Annotated in this window: 8 protein-coding genes; 1 reads left to right on the forward strand and 7 read right to left on the reverse strand. The window is 51.3% G+C overall.

Features of this window, described 5'->3' with window-relative positions; translation table 11 throughout:
• Positions 1 to 100 precede the first annotated feature (100 nt).
• Together QA596_04955 and QA596_04960 are read right to left on the reverse strand one after the other, a co-directional pair.
• A complete protein-coding gene (locus tag QA596_04955; protein ID MDG5766807.1) occupies positions 101 to 4,687 on the reverse strand; it encodes a translocation/assembly module TamB in 4,587 nt (1,528 codons plus the stop codon).
• 145 nt (positions 4,688 to 4,832) lie between these two features.
• Positions 4,833 to 6,860 carry a BamA/TamA family outer membrane protein gene (locus QA596_04960; protein MDG5766808.1) on the reverse strand — a complete coding sequence of 676 codons (2,028 nt, stop codon included), beginning with the start codon at positions 6,858 to 6,860 and terminating at the stop codon, positions 4,833 to 4,835.
• Positions 6,861 to 7,144: 284 nt separating this feature from the next.
• Here QA596_04960 and QA596_04965 point away from each other — a divergent pair, with 284 nt between their 5' ends.
• Positions 7,145 to 8,515 carry an NAD(P)/FAD-dependent oxidoreductase gene (locus QA596_04965; GenBank protein MDG5766809.1) on the forward strand — a complete coding sequence of 457 codons (1,371 nt, stop codon included), beginning with the start codon at positions 7,145 to 7,147 and terminating at the stop codon, positions 8,513 to 8,515.
• An 84-nt stretch (positions 8,516 to 8,599) separates the two neighbouring features.
• Here the strand turns inward: QA596_04965 and QA596_04970 are convergent, their stop codons facing one another.
• The 5 genes from QA596_04970 to QA596_04990 all read right to left on the reverse strand — a co-directional run bounded on the left by QA596_04970 (position 8,600) and on the right by QA596_04990 (position 18,419).
• A complete protein-coding gene (locus QA596_04970) occupies positions 8,600 to 10,021 on the reverse strand; it encodes an AbgT family transporter (protein ID MDG5766810.1) in 1,422 nt (473 codons plus the stop codon).
• Between the two features lie 45 nt (positions 10,022 to 10,066).
• Positions 10,067 to 11,872 carry a Na+/H+ antiporter NhaC family protein gene (locus tag QA596_04975; protein MDG5766811.1) on the reverse strand — a complete coding sequence of 602 codons (1,806 nt, stop codon included), beginning with the start codon at positions 11,870 to 11,872 and terminating at the stop codon, positions 10,067 to 10,069.
• 231 nt (positions 11,873 to 12,103) lie between these two features.
• On the reverse strand, positions 12,104 to 13,798 hold the full coding sequence (gene gltX, locus QA596_04980) for a glutamate--tRNA ligase (protein MDG5766812.1): 1,695 nt from the start codon (positions 13,796 to 13,798) through the stop codon (positions 12,104 to 12,106).
• 135 nt (positions 13,799 to 13,933) lie between these two features.
• Positions 13,934 to 14,698 (reverse strand): T9SS type A sorting domain-containing protein, encoded by a 765-nt coding sequence (locus tag QA596_04985; GenBank protein MDG5766813.1) that lies wholly within the window; start codon positions 14,696 to 14,698, stop codon positions 13,934 to 13,936.
• A gap of 196 nt (positions 14,699 to 14,894) precedes the next feature.
• The gene (locus QA596_04990) at positions 14,895 to 18,419 is read right to left on the reverse strand and encodes a T9SS type A sorting domain-containing protein (protein ID MDG5766814.1); all 3,525 of its coding nucleotides are present in this window, start codon (positions 18,417 to 18,419) and stop codon (positions 14,895 to 14,897) included.
• Positions 18,420 to 18,492 lie beyond the last annotated feature (73 nt).

The following is an 18,492-nucleotide window of genomic DNA, read 5'->3' on the forward strand; positions in this document are numbered from 1 at the left end:
CGCATACAGCCTCACCGGTTGGCGTTCCGGCTCTGGCCGGGTCGACACCGGACTCCCTTCGCGTTCGATTTCCCATAGAGCAGCGGTGCATGCCGGGGTTTCAGTAATCAAACCGCCACATGAGATCCACGCCACTGCGGAAGTCATCACTTGCGGTGAATATGAGCTCGAGGTTACGGGTAATCAGGTACTCCACCAGAACCTGGCGCCCGGCTTCGGTGCCTCCCAGTTCCTGAAGAAACGCAACAAACAGCCGGTCGGACACAAACTTGCCCGCCTTGATACTGGTGCCGCTTTCGCCACCTCTTCTGGTATTCTCTATTTCGATCACGTCAATGCCAAGCCGGTCGGCGGCAAGAGTTTCAATCCGGTCGATCAGAATATCCACAGCGATGTTGGTAGCCATGCTTCCGTCTGACCGGCCCGACACGGTCTGCTCCCACCCGGCAAGCGCATGAAACGGGCGTCCGAACAGGGTATAGCTGATGATGTCCTGCAGCTCCATTTCCGGTTCACTTTCGTACTCGAACTCGGGGTCGGAGATCGTACCGGTAATCAGATAATAGATCCGGATGGTTTCATACTGCTGCCTCGGTTCGTAAAGCGTCCGTATATTCAGGGCGGGGTTCGTCGGGTCCCCGCTGAAGGTAATATCACCACGTTCCAGGCGAAAACGCTTGTTGAAGGTGGTAACGTGGCCCGATGCGACCCCCATATCGCCGAACACTTCAATCTCTTCGAACGGCTGTTTCAGCAGATCGAGTTCGCCACGCAGTGCCAGGTTTACTTCCGGATCGCGGCGATTCCTGACAAACGCGTTTCGGTCCACAGAAAACCGGAGTTCCATTTCGAGGCGTTCAAAAAAGTCGGGGCCGTCGGGCAGGCCCTCTTCTTCCTCTTCCAGGATCACTTCCTCCACCTCCCTTTCGCCGAAGTCATCAAGAAAAATCGCACCGCGTTCCCATTGAACACGGCCGGCCAGTTTCGGCTCATCCAGGGATCCGGTCAGTTGAATATTCAGCCCCGTAAAAATATCCAGGTCACGTGTGTTAAATGCCCGGAAGTTCGAGGCGCTGAAAGCGAGGTCGAGTTCGTCCGGGGCAAACCGGTTCAGCGCGATGGTTCCCGAGCCTGTCAATGAGCCGCTGCTCTGCACTCTGAGGCGGCGAATTTCGATGATCCCCGGCTCGAGGTCCACGTCCAGGGCCATTCGCTGCAAAGTGATATTATTGGGCACCAGGCGAACTTCCCCTCCGGAAAAACGGATGGATCCTTCCATAACGGGATCTTCCAGGCTACCGCTTATCTCCACATCGGCGTCGAGCCTTCCCCGGAGGTTGCGCAGCAATTCGGGATCGAGGAAATCATTCAGTGCTGCCAGATCAAACTCTGAAGTGGTAACAGAGACATCCAGCGGATCATCGGGACGGGGACCATCGAAAGTGAAGTTGGGTATGTCAATATGGAGCGGAACGGTGCCATTAACATCCGCGGCCAGCTGGCCAAGGGAATAGACTCTGGAAAGGAGCTGGATATCATTGCGGGCGTGGTCATAATCCCAGCTTACAAAAAGTGTGTCCATGGCTACGCCGGAGAGAGAACCGCTTTGCAGACGAAGTTCTCCGATCAGTTCGGGTTCACCCGCCTCTCCGGACAACTCCGTATGGAATGAAAACAACCCGTCCATACCTTCCAGGCCAAGTTCTGCAAGCATTTCCTCAAACAGGGAAAGATCGATTTCATCGACAGTCACATGACCGCTGATCTCTTCCTTAAAAAAGTGTTGAGGCTGATTATCAAATCGATAGGGGTCGAACGGGAGAGAGAACTCCGACCATAGCAGCTCGTCACCTTCGTGCCAGATACGGGACCTGGTCGCAAGCCTCCGGTCCGCTACCTGGAATCCGAGGTGAATGGAATCCAGGGAGACGGAGTTGTAGACAAGCGCGTTGAAATCCGCAAATGCATCCACTTCAAGGACATCCTCATCCGCGATAAAATCGATCCTGCCGGTTAATACGGTTTCGAAAAACGGTTCCTCCAGAAAAACCAGCTGCAATTGTCCCAGGTCGGTATTGCGAATATCCAGAAAACCGGTCCATGGTGTTTCGGGAGTTTTATCCAGGCATAGCGAGACAATGGATTCGTTATCTGATGTAAGTGTCAACGTATCCACCCGCACGACACCCTCTGCCAGGGTGACATCAAACGGCCTTTTAAGCCGGTATTGGCCGGCGGGGTCGGTGAGATCGAGTTCTGTGGTGTGGATGCGGATGGTATCCGAAACGGCATAATCTGACCGCATCCGTAACCCGCTCTCGTTTTGGACATTGAGGGAAAAATCGAACTGGCCTTCGGGCCCGGTTTCGGTGATGCGCCCCTCGGTCAGCAGGTCGATATCCCTGATGGAATAAGGTCCGGCGGACGGCTCACGGATATCCAGGTCGGCGTTGTAGGAGATTTCCTCGGTGAGATGGACGGTCATATGCCCTGTCAGTTTCCGGACACGGAGGGTATCGTACCTGACCTGCTCCAGGTCAATGCCCGAATCAAACACCAGAATGCCGTCGGCATCGGGACGGATGTTGCCGTTGAGCCGGCCCAGGGCCTGAAGTGTATCCACTCCTGCAAGATTGGCGAAGCCTTGCAAGTCGAGCAGTTCCAGGTCAAAATCCAGCCGATTGTCAGGATCCCGGAAATCAAAAATATTCTGGATGAGGGAGAGGTTTGCTCTGGCCGGTTTTCCTGCGAGCAGGGCGTCATCCACCCGGAGAGTTCCGTCTGCCAGTGCAAGATCCATTTGCACGGTATCAAACACCTGTCCGTTGATATTCGAGTCATCAAACAGCAGGGAGGCGTTGAGATGCATGGTTTCGGGATCCAGTCCGGCGCCGTGTACCCTGACGAGGCCGTTGATCTCGGTTTCAACCTGCTCCAGGCCGGGATATTCCGCGGCATTAAATGTCGCCAGTCGGATCTCCAGATCATATTCGGGCATTTCCGGGCTCCAGGCGTACTTGCCGGTGGTTTCGAGCCGTGCATCACCCGCATTGCCGTCAAACGAAAAGGCGAGGCTGTCGGATGCCACTTCGGCCAGCAGCCTGCCGTTGAAAGCGGGATATCCGGTCAGTTTTACCTGCTGGAAATCGATATTCATCAACCAGCGACCGGGGCCGTAGGGGTCCCGGCCTGTGCCGCTTACAGTCCCATCGGATACAAACGCCCCTTCGAGCTGTTCCAGCCCCGACCATTTGGCGGGATTGATGCCGTCGGTCCGGTATGACAGCATCCATTCGACATCCTCGGTCCACCATTGCGCGGCTTCCAGGTTCAGGGAGAGGGCCTCCTCCCCTTTCCTCAGTGTGATATCGGAGCGGGCGTTTCCGTTCTGCGCCTGCAAAGCGACGGCCAGCTCATCGAGCGAATAGGCATCATAGCGAATATTATGGAGAGCCAGGGAGCCGTCGATCCTGAGCCGGTCCCACTGCGGCAGGGGGACGGTGCCGTCGATGGCAAGCTGCATGGGCCCGGTCCGGGCGTTGAGGGTGTCGTTGGCCGTGAGCGCTCCCAGGTCGAGCCGATCGAACGAGGCGGAGAGCGCGGTGATCACCGGTTCCTGGAGAATGCGGGAATGAACATCCAGCTGAAAGTTTTCCAGGCCCGGAGCCGACATGGAGATTCCGGTGTGAAGGTCCTGACGGGAGCCGCCGACTTGCAGCCTCATGGTGAGGTCCTGCCTCAGCGGGTATTCCTCCAGATAGGCGGCCACCTCCTGCCATGCCAGGGGATCCAGCGCAAGGCCGGCATCCGTGGCGGTGGTGACGGTGTCGTAGCTGCCGGAGATATCCAGCAGGGAAAAGGCACCTGCGATGATGAGCTTGTCGAGGGTGATTCGGCGGCCGTCCCAGGATGCCTGCGATGTCAGCGTAACGGGCGCCTCGAGCCGTGACTCGTGCAGGGAGAGATCGAGGCGGGAGATATCCGCAAAGAAACCCTTATCGTCGAGGCCGGCGCGGGTATGGAGTTCGAGGTCACGAACGGCCAGCGGTTCCCCGGGCAGGAGCTCCTGCGCATTGATCACTATTTCGGGAGCGTTCAGCCTGAAATCCTCCACGGTAAAGAGGAAGGGGGAGGAGTCCGGATCGGTTTCCGGGTCCTCTTCGGGCTCAGCTGCGGTTTTTTTCGCCTCCAGCAGTGTGAGCAGGTTCCATTCGCCTGCAGGATCCTGTTTAAGATCTGCCCGCACTCCGTCCACATGCACACTATGGATGCTCAGCGGCCGTCGGAACAGCAGGTCAGCCAACGAGTAGGAGACATGGATCGAATCGATGGCTGCGACCGGCTGGCCGGTTGCGTGGGCCGGCTGGCCGGTTGCGTGGTTTGCCATCTCGGCGGTGCCGGTATCTTCGGCATCGGATTGCCTTTGGTTAGTGTCACTGGGGTGTGGCTCATAAAGTCGGACATCCATGATATTCAGATGTGACCAGAGGTCGCCTTGCAGCCGGCCGATCTGCAGTTCGCCCTTGAGCTGTTCGTTGGCCCGCGTTTCCACTTCGGCGCGGATGAGGTCCAGTACCAGGTCGGATCGCATCGCCAGGCGCAGTCCACCCAGTAACATGGCGATCACCAGGAGGGTGATCCATGGCCACAGCCTTCGTTTTCGCCCGTTGGATTCCTTCGTGTTCATGGCTGATCTGTTGGGGTGGATTCTGTTTTAATATAAATGATCTTGGCTTGCAGCAGTTCCTGACAGGTGGATGTATATGAACATGGCGTGGTATCTGGCATCAGCGGTATGAGCGAGACTCCAGTATCGGGTGCGCATTGGCGTTTTAAAATGCCTGGCCGATACTGAAATGGATGCCCCACCGGTCAAAGCTGCGGCCGTAATTTTCTCCATTATAGATATTCAGGTCCTCGTCGGTTGGATTCAGTTTGCGTGCCAGGTCGATGCGAATAGGGCCGAGGGGCGAATTATAGCGCAATCCGCCCCCGAGTCCGAACTGGAGTCCGTCGATATCGACATCCTCAACATCCCCCCAAACCGCGCCGCCGTCCAGAAAAAAGGCTACGCCGAAGTTGCGAAGCAGGCGATTCAGCTCTTGCCTCAGCTCGACATTGAAGTTATAGAGCGCCTTTCCGCCCACCGGCACATATTCGACAAATTCGTCGTTATCATCCAAAATTGCCCGTTTGGGTCCGAGTTGACGGCGCTGCCAGCCACGCACGGAGTTGGTGCCGCCGGTATAGAAACGGACATTGGACGGGAGCTCATCCAGGGTAGCGAAAGTCAGCAGTCCGCCTTCGTTTCGCACGGCGAGCTGGGTTGTGGAGCCAATATCGAAATAGCGGCGGATATCCAGCATATACCGGTTGTACCGCAGCGAGCCTGTTCCAAAAAAGCCTGAAAATTCGGCATGAGGCCGGATTGCCCAGCCCTGGTACCGTTCCACCTCGAGCTGGTTGTGATACCCGGAAAGTTTGATGGCGGAGATATTGTAATACTCATCCTCCCGCGGCCGCCGGATATCCGGACTGTCGATCTGCTCCCGGTTGCGGGTAAACTCGTAGGAGATGGTTCCCGCCGTCTCCCGGCTCAACTGATAGATGAAGCTGTTGTTGATACCGGCACGATGCAACAGATAGCCGCTCTCGTCAAGGCGCTGACCGAACGGCGAAATATTGATCCTGCTTTTGGGGTTGAACACGTATGGGATGTGATAATCCAGGTTGGCACGCTGCTCGATAAACGACATTCGGGTGCTGATGCTGATGTTGTGCGCGTTTCCGAAGGGGTTGCGGTGCTGCCATGACACGCTGAGCCTGACTCGCTCTTCCAGGCCCGCGCCGGCCTGTACGCGCAGGCTTCGCAGGGCGTGTTCCCGCACACGGATGGTCACATCCACAACCGAATCGCGTGGTTGCGGTGGGGTGTTGATGGTCACGAAACGGATGAGCGGGTGACCGAATATCTGCTGCTGGGAGCTTCTCATTTTTCTGGAGCTGTACTGTTCGCCGGTACGGATTTCGGCGTGTCTGCGTATCAGCTGGTCGGGAACGGTCACATTGCCATCAACATGAATCTCTCCGTAGGTGGTAAGCGGACCCGGGTTGAGGGTGATCAGCACATCGGCATATCGGCCGGTGGTGTCGACATTGGCAGACACAAAGGCGTCGGCATGGGCGAATCCCACGTTACGAAGCACCGATAGGAATCTGCCTTCCACATCACTGTGGTGGATGAGCTGGTAGCGTCTTCCCACCTGCATCACTTTCTGGTCGCGTGCTCGCTGGAAATCCCGTTGATCTTCCAGGTAGGCGATTGCGGTGGAGTCGGCATCGAACTCGTAGCGGATAGTGCGGATGGTGGTTGGCTCGCCTTCCTCCACCAGAAACGTGATGCGCCGCACCCAGTCGCGCCGTCCTTCATCAACGCGGGAAGTGACCCGGGCGTGGGGAAACCCCCGGCGCTGATAGAAGCGCTGAATGCGAATTTCATCCCTCCGCAGCTCGGTGTCATCGAAGTCGAACCCTGACCGGTTCCAGAAGCGGAATTTTCGAAAAAAGGACGGCGACTCAAGTGCGATAACTCTTCTGATCGACATACCGGAGTAGGTCTCATTCCCTTCGAAATCTATTCCCCACACACGTTCGGGCCGATCGTCCGGGTCTCCCAGGCGCATGGCGGACAACGCGAATCCGGAGCCGGCAGAAGCCGCCGAAGTTACGGTTTGCCGAACCAGAAGATGCTCTTGCGGTTCGTATTCCGCTGTTTGTTGTTCCCATTCGGCCGCAGTTGCGGGAAGCGCGATCACCAGACCCGCAATAACCAGTAGCAGAACTCTCGGATTACGAATCAATGCTATATCACTTGTTGCCACAAAAATCCACATATATATAGTAAATGCAAAACATCGCATAAATCGCTGATGCCGTAACCTCTAACTGTTCATATCATGAAATAGTATAATGATTTCTCCGCTTTGATGAATGCTGTGAACCATTGCTTTGTTGTGGAGTTCCCATATACACAACTAGACCGACTGATCCGCAGATGTGGCCTCTATCCGCCCCCCCAGGACTAAAAAATTCATTGGATGGGGCGGTTGCATTCTCGCGGGAAATTCGGGACTCACATACTACCATGAAATCTGAGAATAAAGCATACGAAAAAAAGATTGTCATTGTCGGAGCCGGCTTTGGAGGGCTTAAAGCAGCACATAAGCTCAAACGATATCCGGTGGATATTACCGTGATCGACAAAACCAACCACCACCTGTTTCAGCCGCTGCTCTACCAGGTCGCCACGGCAGCGCTGGCACCGGGCGATATTGCCATTCCGGCTCGTACCATCTTCAAAAATGACCGAAATGTAAGTGTGTTGATGGGCGAGGTAACAACCGTTGACAAGGAGCGCCGGGTTGTGTGTATCGACGAAAATCGCGAATTGCCGTTTGATTACCTGATTCTGGCTCCCGGTGCACGTCACTCCTATTTCGGAAACGAACATTGGGAAGAGAGGGCTCCGGGCCTTAAAACCCTCTCCGATGCCCTTGACATCCGGGAGAGTATTTTGCTTTCGTTTGAAAAAGCCGAAAGGGAGCAGGATGCCGAAGAGCGGAAAAAGTTCGAGACTTTCGTTGTGGTCGGCGGTGGTCCGACCGGGGTGGAAGTAGCCGGAGCCATTGCCGAGATTGCCTCGAGAGCCGTAAGGGAGGATTACAAAAATGCCGACCCTGAGCTTCTGGAAATCCACCTGATCGAGGGCCAGTCACGGATATTGGGCATGTACGATGACCGGCTCGGAGAGCGTGCGATTCGGGACCTTGAAAAGATGGGCGTGACCGTCTGGCTGAACAGTATGCTCACGGACATCGATGACGATGGTGTCACCATTCAGATCTCCGGAGAGGAAGAACAGCGGACCATCAGAACGGAAAACGTCATATGGGCGGCGGGCAACGCCGCTTCGCCATTGCTGAGAACACTGGACATCCCCCTTGAAAATGATGGAAGGCTGCACGTTAACCAGGATCTCTCCGTACCCGGACACGACCGGATTTTCGTAATCGGTGATGCGGCGAAGCATGTGAACGACAACGGCCGCATGACTCCCGCCATCGCTCCGGGTGCCATTCAGCAGGGGGACCACGCCGCAGGCAACATCATCCGTGACCTCAAAGGCAAAGCGCGTACCCCATTTTCCTACTTTGACAAGGGCAGTATGGCTACCATCGGAAGAGCCAAAGCTGTTGCGGAAATCGGCGGCCAGAAGTTCACAGGGTTCTTTGCCTGGCTTCTATGGTCTGTAGTTCACGTGTTTTTCCTCATCGGATTCCGCAATCGTTTCCGTGTGATGGCCGAGTGGGTCTGGTACTACCTGACTTTCCGCGGCGGATCGCAGCTGATCACGCGAAAAAGAATTTCACCGCCAGAGCGTGAGAGGGATGAAAGTGTTGAAAGGAATGGAAGGGACGAGAGGGAGAAACGGACCGAGGAACTTCACCTGAACTGACCGGATTGCTACTGCCGGCCGGCACGACAAGTCCGTGTGGCTGCGTTTGGCTGCGACGGACGGGCATGAGCCGGCAACAGGTACTCAGGAGTAACCGGAAAGTACGGCAATGGCTATGGCAACGACGGCAATCAGATAAAACCACGCCAGGCGCGGGGCAAGCCATGTGGCCCAGGTACTCCACGGGATTTTGGCCATACCCAGCACGGCCATGGTCACACCGGATGTCGGTATGATCATGTTGGTGATACCGTCACCCATCTGAAACACCAGCACCACGGTCTGGCGAGTGATGCCGGAAAGATCTCCCAGCGGGGCCATGATCGGAATGGTGAGTGCCGCCTGGCCGCTTCCGCTGGGAACCACGAAATTGATCATGGATTGCACCACCAGCATGATCTCCGCCGAAACGACCGGATGCCATCCGCTGATGGCAGTCGACAGTCCGTAGAGAATCGTATCCACAATCTGCGCATCGGTGATGAGCAGCAGGATGGATCGGGAGAGCGCGATTACCACAACAGCTCCAAGCACATCCTTCATCCCGTCAATAAATGCGTTTGCGGCCACTCCGGCCCCGATGCGGCCGATGGCGGCCGAAAGCACACCGATCACCAGAAACAGCGCCGCCATCTCGGCAATATACCAGCCGAGGCTGGTTGCGCCGTAAATCAACAACGCAATACCTGCCGCAAATACCAGAAGAATCAATTTCTGGTTCCATGTAAACGGCTGCAAATCGGATACTTCCGCGCTCATTTCCTCGGGGCGGCCACGGTCCAGTTCGTAAACCGGCGACTTTCGCGGATCTTTGTGGATCTTGCGGGCATATCCCCCCACAATGGCTATTGCCGCCAGGGTGGTTATCGCCCAGACCACAGCCCGGAATTCCCAGCCGGATATCAGCGGGATTTCGGCCAGGCCCTGTGCAACCTGAACTGTGAACGGGTTGACCACCGCTCCGGCGAAGCCTGCACTGGCACCGACAAAGGGCACCGCTACCCCAACGATCGAGTCATAGCCCAAGGCCAGTGCCAAAGGCACAAACAGGGGGATAAATATGATCACCTCCTCGGACATCCCGAAGATGCTTCCCATCGCTGAAAAGAGCAGTATGAAAAACGGGATGAAATAGGGCCGGAGTTTGTCATTTCGATTGAAAAGTACAGCGGCTCTCTGGATCGCTCCGGTGAAGGCACCCGTTTTCTGGATGACGGCAAACGCACCGGCCACGATAAAAATAAAGACGATAATCAGAATGGCAAATGAGTCGGTAAACCCGTTGATCGGGGCCATGATGAGCTCCGTGAAGCCGGCGGGCTCCGATTCCACCTGCCGGAAAGAGTCGGGGTCGACAATCTCGCGGCCGTCTTTTTCGATGCGGTCGTAGCTGCCGCCCGGAATAATCCACGTGAGCACGGCAAAAATGCACAGCAGTGACAGCATCAGCACGATGGTGTTCGGTGCCTTGAAGCGGGCAAGACGATCTTTGAATCGGTTTTCCATGGAGTGAAATCTCGGTTGCGTTTTGCTTGTTGAGCTGGAACAGGGTTACCCGGAAACCTTTTCTGCGGAAGGGTCCGGCGCTTCTTCCGTACTCTTCCCGAATCGGTAAACGATGGCGATCATGGCAACGATCGATACCGGATAGATCAACCAGAGCGGTATTCCCAGGATGGTGGATGCGATGATGGCGACGATACTGATCCCTCCAACCGTAAGGGCATACGGAAGCTGGGTATTGACGTGCGAGACATGATCGCAGCGGCAGGCCAGTGAGCTTAAAATGGTGGTGTCGGAAATCGGCGAACAGTGGTCGCCCCATACGGCGCCGGCAAGAACCGCACTCACACTGGAATACACCAGAAGATGTGTTTCGGGAGATGAGAGGCCGGCTGCACCGCTCAGGGTCCAGGTTAACGGCAGTACCAGCGGAGTCAAAATCCCCATGGTTCCCCAGCTCGAGCCGGTCGCGAAACTGGTAAAGCCGGCAAGAAGGAAGATGAGCACCGGAATCCAGTAGGGATCCAGGACTCCTTGAACAAGCGACACCAGGAATCCGGCGGTATCCAGGTCCTGTGTGACCATCCCCAGCGACCATGCCAGAACCAGAATCACCAGCCCCTCGAACATCAGGTGCATCCCCCGGAACATGCCCTTGATCATTTTCTCGGTTGAGATGAGTTTTTGGCTGATGGTGAGGGCGATAGCCAGGAACAGAGAAAAAACGGAGCCCCAGACCAGAGCAGCATAGGAATCGGATGAGCCGATCACATCCTGGATGGTAGTCCCCTCTCCGGTGATCCAGAGTCCGGCCAGGGTAACCCCTACCAGGCCGATGATAGGCAGTGCGGCATTGAGCCAGTGGGAAGAGCGATCGCGCTGGTCACGGCCAGATTGAGCGCTGCTTGAGGAGTCGTCGCTTTTCGACGCTCCACCCTGGTGCTGATCGCGATGGACGTCCGTATTACCGTTTTCATTGTAATGGCCGACATCGGCCGGGGAATTATCCGGATCATCGTCATCATCCGTTACATCATCCACACGTGAGCCGTCATGCCCCCGCAATGCCTGTAGTTCGGCCCGTCGCATTGGACCAAAATCACGGCCGCTCAGCGCGATTATGGCGACAAAGATTATGGCCAGAAATGCGTAAAAGTTATATGGAAGGGCGTTTAAGAACACAAAATAGGAGGTGTGCCCGAAGCCGTCGATGGCCGATGCGGCTTCACTGATATAGCCGATTACGGCTCCAATCCATGTAGAAATGATGGCGATGATGGCAACGGGGGCGGCCGTAGAATCGACCAGATAGGCAAGTTTGGCTCGGGAAATCCTGAGACGGTCGGTGAGCGGCCTCATGGTGCTTCCGACCACCATGGTGTTGGCGTAGTCATCAAAAAAAACGATATAGCCCATCATCGTGGTGGTGACCTGGGCCCGGCGCCGGTTGGTTACCAGCCGTGTTATGGCCCTCACAATTCCTTTCGTGCCGCCATTGGCACCGATGATTCCGACCATCCCGCCGATAAACAGGCTGAAGATGAGGATGCTCACATGCCCGGGAACGGCCACGGACGGCACAATATATTCGGTGGCGGTGGCAAAAAACGAGGTGGCAATACCGGTCAGTGTCGCTCCACCTGCCAGCCATGCGCCCATCCATACGCCTGCAAACAGGGCGAACAGGACCTGCCGGAACACAAGGGCAATGGCAATCGCCGCGAACGGCGGAAGTATGCTCCACCAGGGTGCCGACCCGGCGCTGCCCGTTAAGGCCAGAACGAGCAGTACTCCCAACAGCAAAAACATCAACCCTTTCAGGACTTTATGGAGGATGGAACGCTCGGAGCTCATTAATCAAAAGCAGATGGCGGTGGAGATATACATGGTACCGGTGAAATAAACCGGCACCCGTTTGCAATGGCGCAAGATATAAAAAACATCCGTGACAAACCGCTGAGCTATCCCCTCAATAAAGCCAATACGCACTAATTATTATCAATAAAAGAAACTTTGAAACCTGTACACAGTATGATAACGATAGCATTAATTGCACAATAGCTGGATAGTTTTTAAAGAACGTTTTTAATGTGATGTTTTGCCAAGATTCTGTATAGCAAAGTTCAATCGCTTAATAATCTCTTCACGGCCGATAAGTTCCAGCGACTCAAACAGGTCTGGTCCCGATCCTGAGCCTGTAACTGCTACTCTAAGCGGCAGCATCAGTTTTCCGAAACCAACACCTTCCTCCTCTACAAGGTCTGATAATTCTTTTTTCAACCTGGCCGCTGAGAATGACTGATCGTCCAGATCCCGAATCTTGTCCATATACTTCTCCACGAGTTGAGATGTACCTTGTTTCCAGGCTTTCTTGACAGCTTTTTTGTCATATTCTTTCGGTGCTTCAAAGAAAAACCTTCCAGAACTAATAAACTCGGGAATCAATGAAACACGTTCTTTAAGAAGCCGAACGATTCCTGTCATGTAACGCATGTCTGAAACCAGTGAACGCTGTTCATCATTCAACGATTTCCAGCCTGACTCATCGGACTCAGTTTGTACTTTTGAAACTGAATCAGTGCTTTTCTCAAAAGTCTCCTTTGGGAAACCGGACTCTTTAATCAACCTTATTAATTGCGCAGCAATATCTTCATCCGTTCTTTTTCTAAGGTAATGTTCGTTAAACCAGATGAGTTTGTCATAATCGAATATCGCGCCACTTTTACCAACTCTCTCCAGTGAAAACTCTTTCTGCATCTCATGAAGGGTCAATGTCTCGCGGTCATCACCCGGACTCCAGCCCAGCAATCCCAAAAAATTGACAAGGCCATCACGCTCATAGTACCCAGAACGATAATCTCTGACATTTACGGGAATCCCTTCTTCTTCCGCTTTTCGTTTTGAAAGCTTCCCGCCACCTGGGGACATAATCAATGGAAGATGAGCCATTTTTGGAACATCCCACCCCAGATACTTGTACAAAAGAATATGTTTAGGAGTTGAGCTGAGCCACTCTTCTCCGCGTATTACGTGGGTGATGTCCATCTCATGGTCATCCACCACATTTGCAAGATGGTATGTTGGCATTCCATCCGCTTTTATCAAAACCTGGTCATCCAGCCCATCTGTTTCAAAAGAAACCGCGCCCCTGACCAAATCCTCAAAATGTACAGACTCACCTTTCGGAATTTTCAGGCGTATAATAGTTTCTGCACCATCACTTAACAACTTGTTGACTTCATCTTCATCCAGAGTCAAACTGTTCCTCATCTGCATACGAGTCTGACCGTCGTATTTTGGCGCCGGATTTTCCGAAGTTTTAAGACTCTCACGCATGCTTTCAATTTCTTCAACGGTATCAAATGCATAATAGGCGTATCCCCTGCTTACCAGTTGCTCTGCATACTTCCTGTATTGCTGCTTTCTGGCACTTTGGTGGTAAGGACCGAATGAACCCCTGTAGTTATTGAGTGATTTTTCATAACCAGATAATGCACTATCTGCCGGTGAATTCCCTTCTGATGAAATGTTTCTTTCAGTGTGCATGACCGGGCCTTCATCAGGATTCAACCCGGCCCATGCGAGGCTTTCCAGTATGTCCAGTTCGGCTTCTTCTACATACCTGGTTCTGTCGGTATCTTCTATTCTAAGGACGAATGTACCGCCATGTCGGCGTGCATATAGATAATTGTAAAGTGCAGTTCGAAGACCCCCGATATGAAGCAAACCTGTTGGTGATGGGGCAAAACGCACCCTTACTCGTTTATGATGATCAGCCATTTGATATCTCACTAATTAATCAAGTAGTTTGTAACTGAATTGAGACTGACAAAATAGAGACTATGTGGTTTTGTACAAATATTGACTTTTTAATAAACGAGCAGCAGCATTTTTTAATAATTTTCTTGAGCCGATCTATTTAATAAAGGTCATTATATCTGTTGTCCTGCTTTTAGCTCCATATTCATTGATAGCTATTATTTCAGTAATGAATAATCCACTGTTTAGACCTGATGCATTCCAGGGTATTGAATAAGTGCCAGCAGATTGGGTTTCATTTATCAACGTGCTCACAAGTTGACCTGCTGAATTATATATTCTAATAAGGACATGAGCCTGATTTTCGACATGATATGTAATAGTAGTATGGGGATTAAAAGGATTTGGGTAATTACCTTTGTGGTAAACCAGCTTATTCTGTTTATTCTCATTTTGTACTGATTCATTTACTATTGAGCTGTTTGTTCCCACTACTACAGGGATATTATGGGGAGTTTGAGGAGAAATTACATACCTACCCGGTTCCCCAATATCAAGTCTATTAATCGTCATGCCTTGAGGATTCACACCTGTCGCAATTAATGTTGCATCAATTCTAAACAGCACACCATCACCCTTCAATTTGTTTACTGAAGCATATGAAAGTTTAATTCTATGGTCTTCAGTAATATTCTTAAAAATTGACCCACTTTGAATAACGGGACCATCTGTCACCTGATGCACATCGATTAATTCTGGATCAAACGCTATGTGAATATCAAAATTTCGAACTTCCAAGTCTTCGAGATCACTTATAGTAAATTCAATAGTAATTACTTGACCTGCTTCCCCCTTTATTTCTTCTAGTAGTTCAAGATATATATCCTGTGACCTAACTGATTTTAGTCCAATAATCACCATAACAAACAAAGTTAGGCATAGACTTTTTGATATTATATGTGTGTTCATGGACAATTGACTATATACCTGATTTGATTGTTTTAATAATTTTATAGGGCTAAGAGAATTGAATTCTTAAATAAAAATATACAAAAAAAAAGCCGCCCACTTATTAGTGGGCGGCTCAAGAAAGAACTATTTCTTTTAATCTTATTTGTTATTTCACCAGCATCATTTTTCTGGTTTGAACAAAGCTGCCAGCTTGCATGCGATAAATATACATACCAGAAGACAGGTTAGAAGCATCGAAATTAACCGAGTGTACTCCAGCCGACTGCTCGGTATTTACCAGAGTAGCAACATGCTGACCCACAACGTTATAAACGTCGACAGTTACATGTGCTGCTTCCGGAATCTCATAGGAGATTGTAGTAGTCGGGTTAAAAGGGTTCGGGTAATTCTGATTGAGCTGGTATACATGAGGCTGGAGCGGCTCTTCTTCACCTGAAGTAGGCTCAACGATCCTTACTTCAAGATGATCCACATGAATGATAGCACCATCGTTTCTCTCCATGTTCAGAGCGACAGCGTAGCGCATTCCATGTTCCTCATCATCGGCATTTGCTGTATGGCGATAAGTATACTCGGTCCATTCGTCAGACAGATCCACTTCAACGCCTGGATGTCCCGGGTAACGAGCCCAGCCACCACTCTCAGGAAGTCCGAGGTACAGGTTTGCTCCCCGATCGTTATTGTCAGCCTTTATCCAAATGGATACTTCAATCTCATCACCTTCCAGTACGTAGAACGGCTCATTAACCAATTCTACTTCCCAGTCGTTGGTGGTTCCGTTCCAGACACCAAAGTCAACTTTCATTGCCTGATCTGCGTCGTAGACTTGATCAGTAACAATTTCGAAAGTGGCATCACCAGGATTAAGGGTCCAGGCCAGTACATCACCTTGCCCTACTTCGCCGGGTTCGTCCATTTCAAAACCACCGTTAAAGTTGATCAAGTCACCGAAGGCATGCGGCGGTTGCGGGATAGGTACCACAACTTCAACCTGAGCATGGTCAATGTAGATTTCGGCACCGTCATTCGCTGAATGGTTAAGGGCCAAACCTAGTCTCATACCATGTTCTTCATCATCAGCACTTGCTTCATGCAGAAGTTCATACTGTGTCCATTCTTCTGACAGTTGCATCATCCTGCCACCACCTCCGGTTGCATCAGCATCACCGGGATAGCGAGCCCAGTTACCACTTGCTGGCAGTCCAAGGAACATATTGGCAATACGCTCATCAGAGTCTGCTCTCATCCAGATACTAGCTCTGATCATGTCACCTTCCTGCACATGGAACGGCTCATTAACTGTTTCAACATGCCAGTCATCTGATGTACCACTCCATTCACCGAAGTCAATGAACAAGGCACGATCACCTTGGTAGGCATCTTCAACGATTTCCATTGTGGCATTGCCTGCCTGGTTGTTAAAGCTCCAATACGGAACATCAACATCATTAACATTGCCGAGGTCAGTGAATTCAAAACCACCATTCACGTTAATGATATCACCAAACGCATGTGGTGGCTCAGGTGGATCCGGAACAACTACTGCTGGAACAATCAGATCGTAGTGGGCAGCATAAAGCTGAGGATTACCCTGAAATTCAGCGATAATACCTGTTACATTATGGGGACCTTGAGGAATAGGCTCACCAATCACATCCGAGTCACCAAGATGAGTACGGAATGTAACTGGCTCTTCAACAGTGGCATCAAGAATAGAGTAATTTGTTGAAGCGGCAAATTCGCCTTCTTCCTGAAACTCAACTGCTGATACTTTTACCAGACGAGGTTCTCCCACATATTCAAGATCTGCAAGTGTTGACTCCCAGTATGGAAGATCGTTATCGGAAGAACTGGGTTCGATATTTTCCAAGGGAAGCAACTGGGCAGCATCACGGAATTCACTATACTCAAAAGAAAAACCAGTGATTCCATCTCCACGCTCAAGTCCGGAAAGAATATCGCCGGTATCATCTACAAGAACAGCGCCGGTATTGTCGGAGAGATAGTGCTGGTTTCTGAAGTTAGGTGCTACAAAGGTAACAATTACTTCATTTGTCAAAATTGCAAAGTCACCAATTTCAGCGTTTTCCAACATATCTGCAATGGAATCAAATTCTACGAAGTCGATGAAAACATCTCCTCTTTCGAATGTAATGGCGAAAGGTTCATCAGCCCATCTTTCCAATCCATTGGCGGCTGCCTTTACGGTCCAGAACAAATCAATCTCATCACCTACTTCCAGTCCGGCATCAGCAAGAACATTATCCAGGTCCTGAAGCGTAACTGTAAGCATTTCATCAAGTCCGTCATTATTGGAAGCAAGTTCCAAAATAACTTCATCGGAGAAATCATCTGTGGCGTTGAGATACCATGTGTAAGTGACATCATGGTCTGCAACTTCAGCTGCTTCCCAAGTGATATCAACTTCCGTATCGGTTGGACCTTCTACAAGTACCGATGCACCATCTTCCGGGCTCAGCAGAGCAAATGCCGAAATCGGATTAACAAAATTGACAGTAACTTCAGCAGAAGTTTCTGTTACGAAAATGCCATCCGTAACGGAAACGGAAATGGTATAAGGACTATCTTCCGATGTTCCGAAATCAGCAAACCAGCTGAATTCACCGGTTTCAGCATCAATTTCAGCACCTTCCGGAGCTTCAACAATCGCAAATTCCAGATCTCCGCCATCAGGATCTTCGGCTTCGTATGTGAATTCCAGCGTCGTATTCTCATCTATGGTTACATCTTCAAGAACAGAAGTAAATTCTGGTGGAGCTGCATCCATAACAGTAACAGAACCGTTCAGTCCTATGATAGGTACTGCTGTACCGGTATTGTCATAGAATTGAACACTTGTAAAAGTAAGCGGACTGTTATCCACTTCTTCCAAAAGTGTACCGGTCAAATGAAGCAGTTCATCTCCAGCGCCAAGTGGTGAAGTAAATGCAGCGGAGATTTTTGCCACACCATCTTGAGGCACATTAAATTCCACAAGGCCACCTTCAGACAATGTTCCAGCTTGTGAAACACCGTCAAACGTTACTACACTTTCATCAAAGTGGAACTCAAGGTCATAGGATACAATATTAAGTTCCGAAAGATCATCGGAGTCAATAGCACCTTGAAAACTGTCATTGATATATCCTTCTACATGAGGAAGTTGAATGGCTACCTCAGCTGATTGTACGAAAATATCAAACGGTGCAGCTGGGGCGATATCATAAAGGCCGGGTTCTCCCAGATCATTACGGGTAACTTTAAGTCCTTCCGGATTGGCACCCGGAGGTCCAAGTTCACCGGTGAAACTGAAGAGAACTCCTTCACCTTCTATAATATTCGAAGAAGCAAAGCTAACTCGGATGGTGTTGTCAGCCGTGATGTTGGATTGAAATAGTCCACCGGAAGCCAGAGGCCCGGCAACTATGTCATCTGTTTCAAAGGTTAGAAGATCAGCATCAAATTCGATGGCAATATCAAAGTTTCTAACCTCCAGATCGCTTAGATCGCTGGTGGTTACATGTACGGTCACCTCGTCACCTGGGCGGCCGGAAATGTCACCTCCAAAATCTATCTCGATATCCTGAGTAACACCGGTACTAACGCCCATAAGCATTAAACCTGTCACAAGCAGGATAGAAGTTCGTATTGATTGAAGTAGTTTCTTCATAATGGAGAGTTCCCTTTAAGTTGTGAAATTCATCTGCATTTAAGAGTAAAAAAGGTGAGCGTACGCAATTGTA

The organism is Balneolales bacterium ANBcel1 (assembly GCA_029688905.1).
In the GTDB taxonomy this organism is placed as follows: Bacteria; Bacteroidota; Rhodothermia; order Balneolales; family Natronogracilivirgulaceae; genus SLLW01.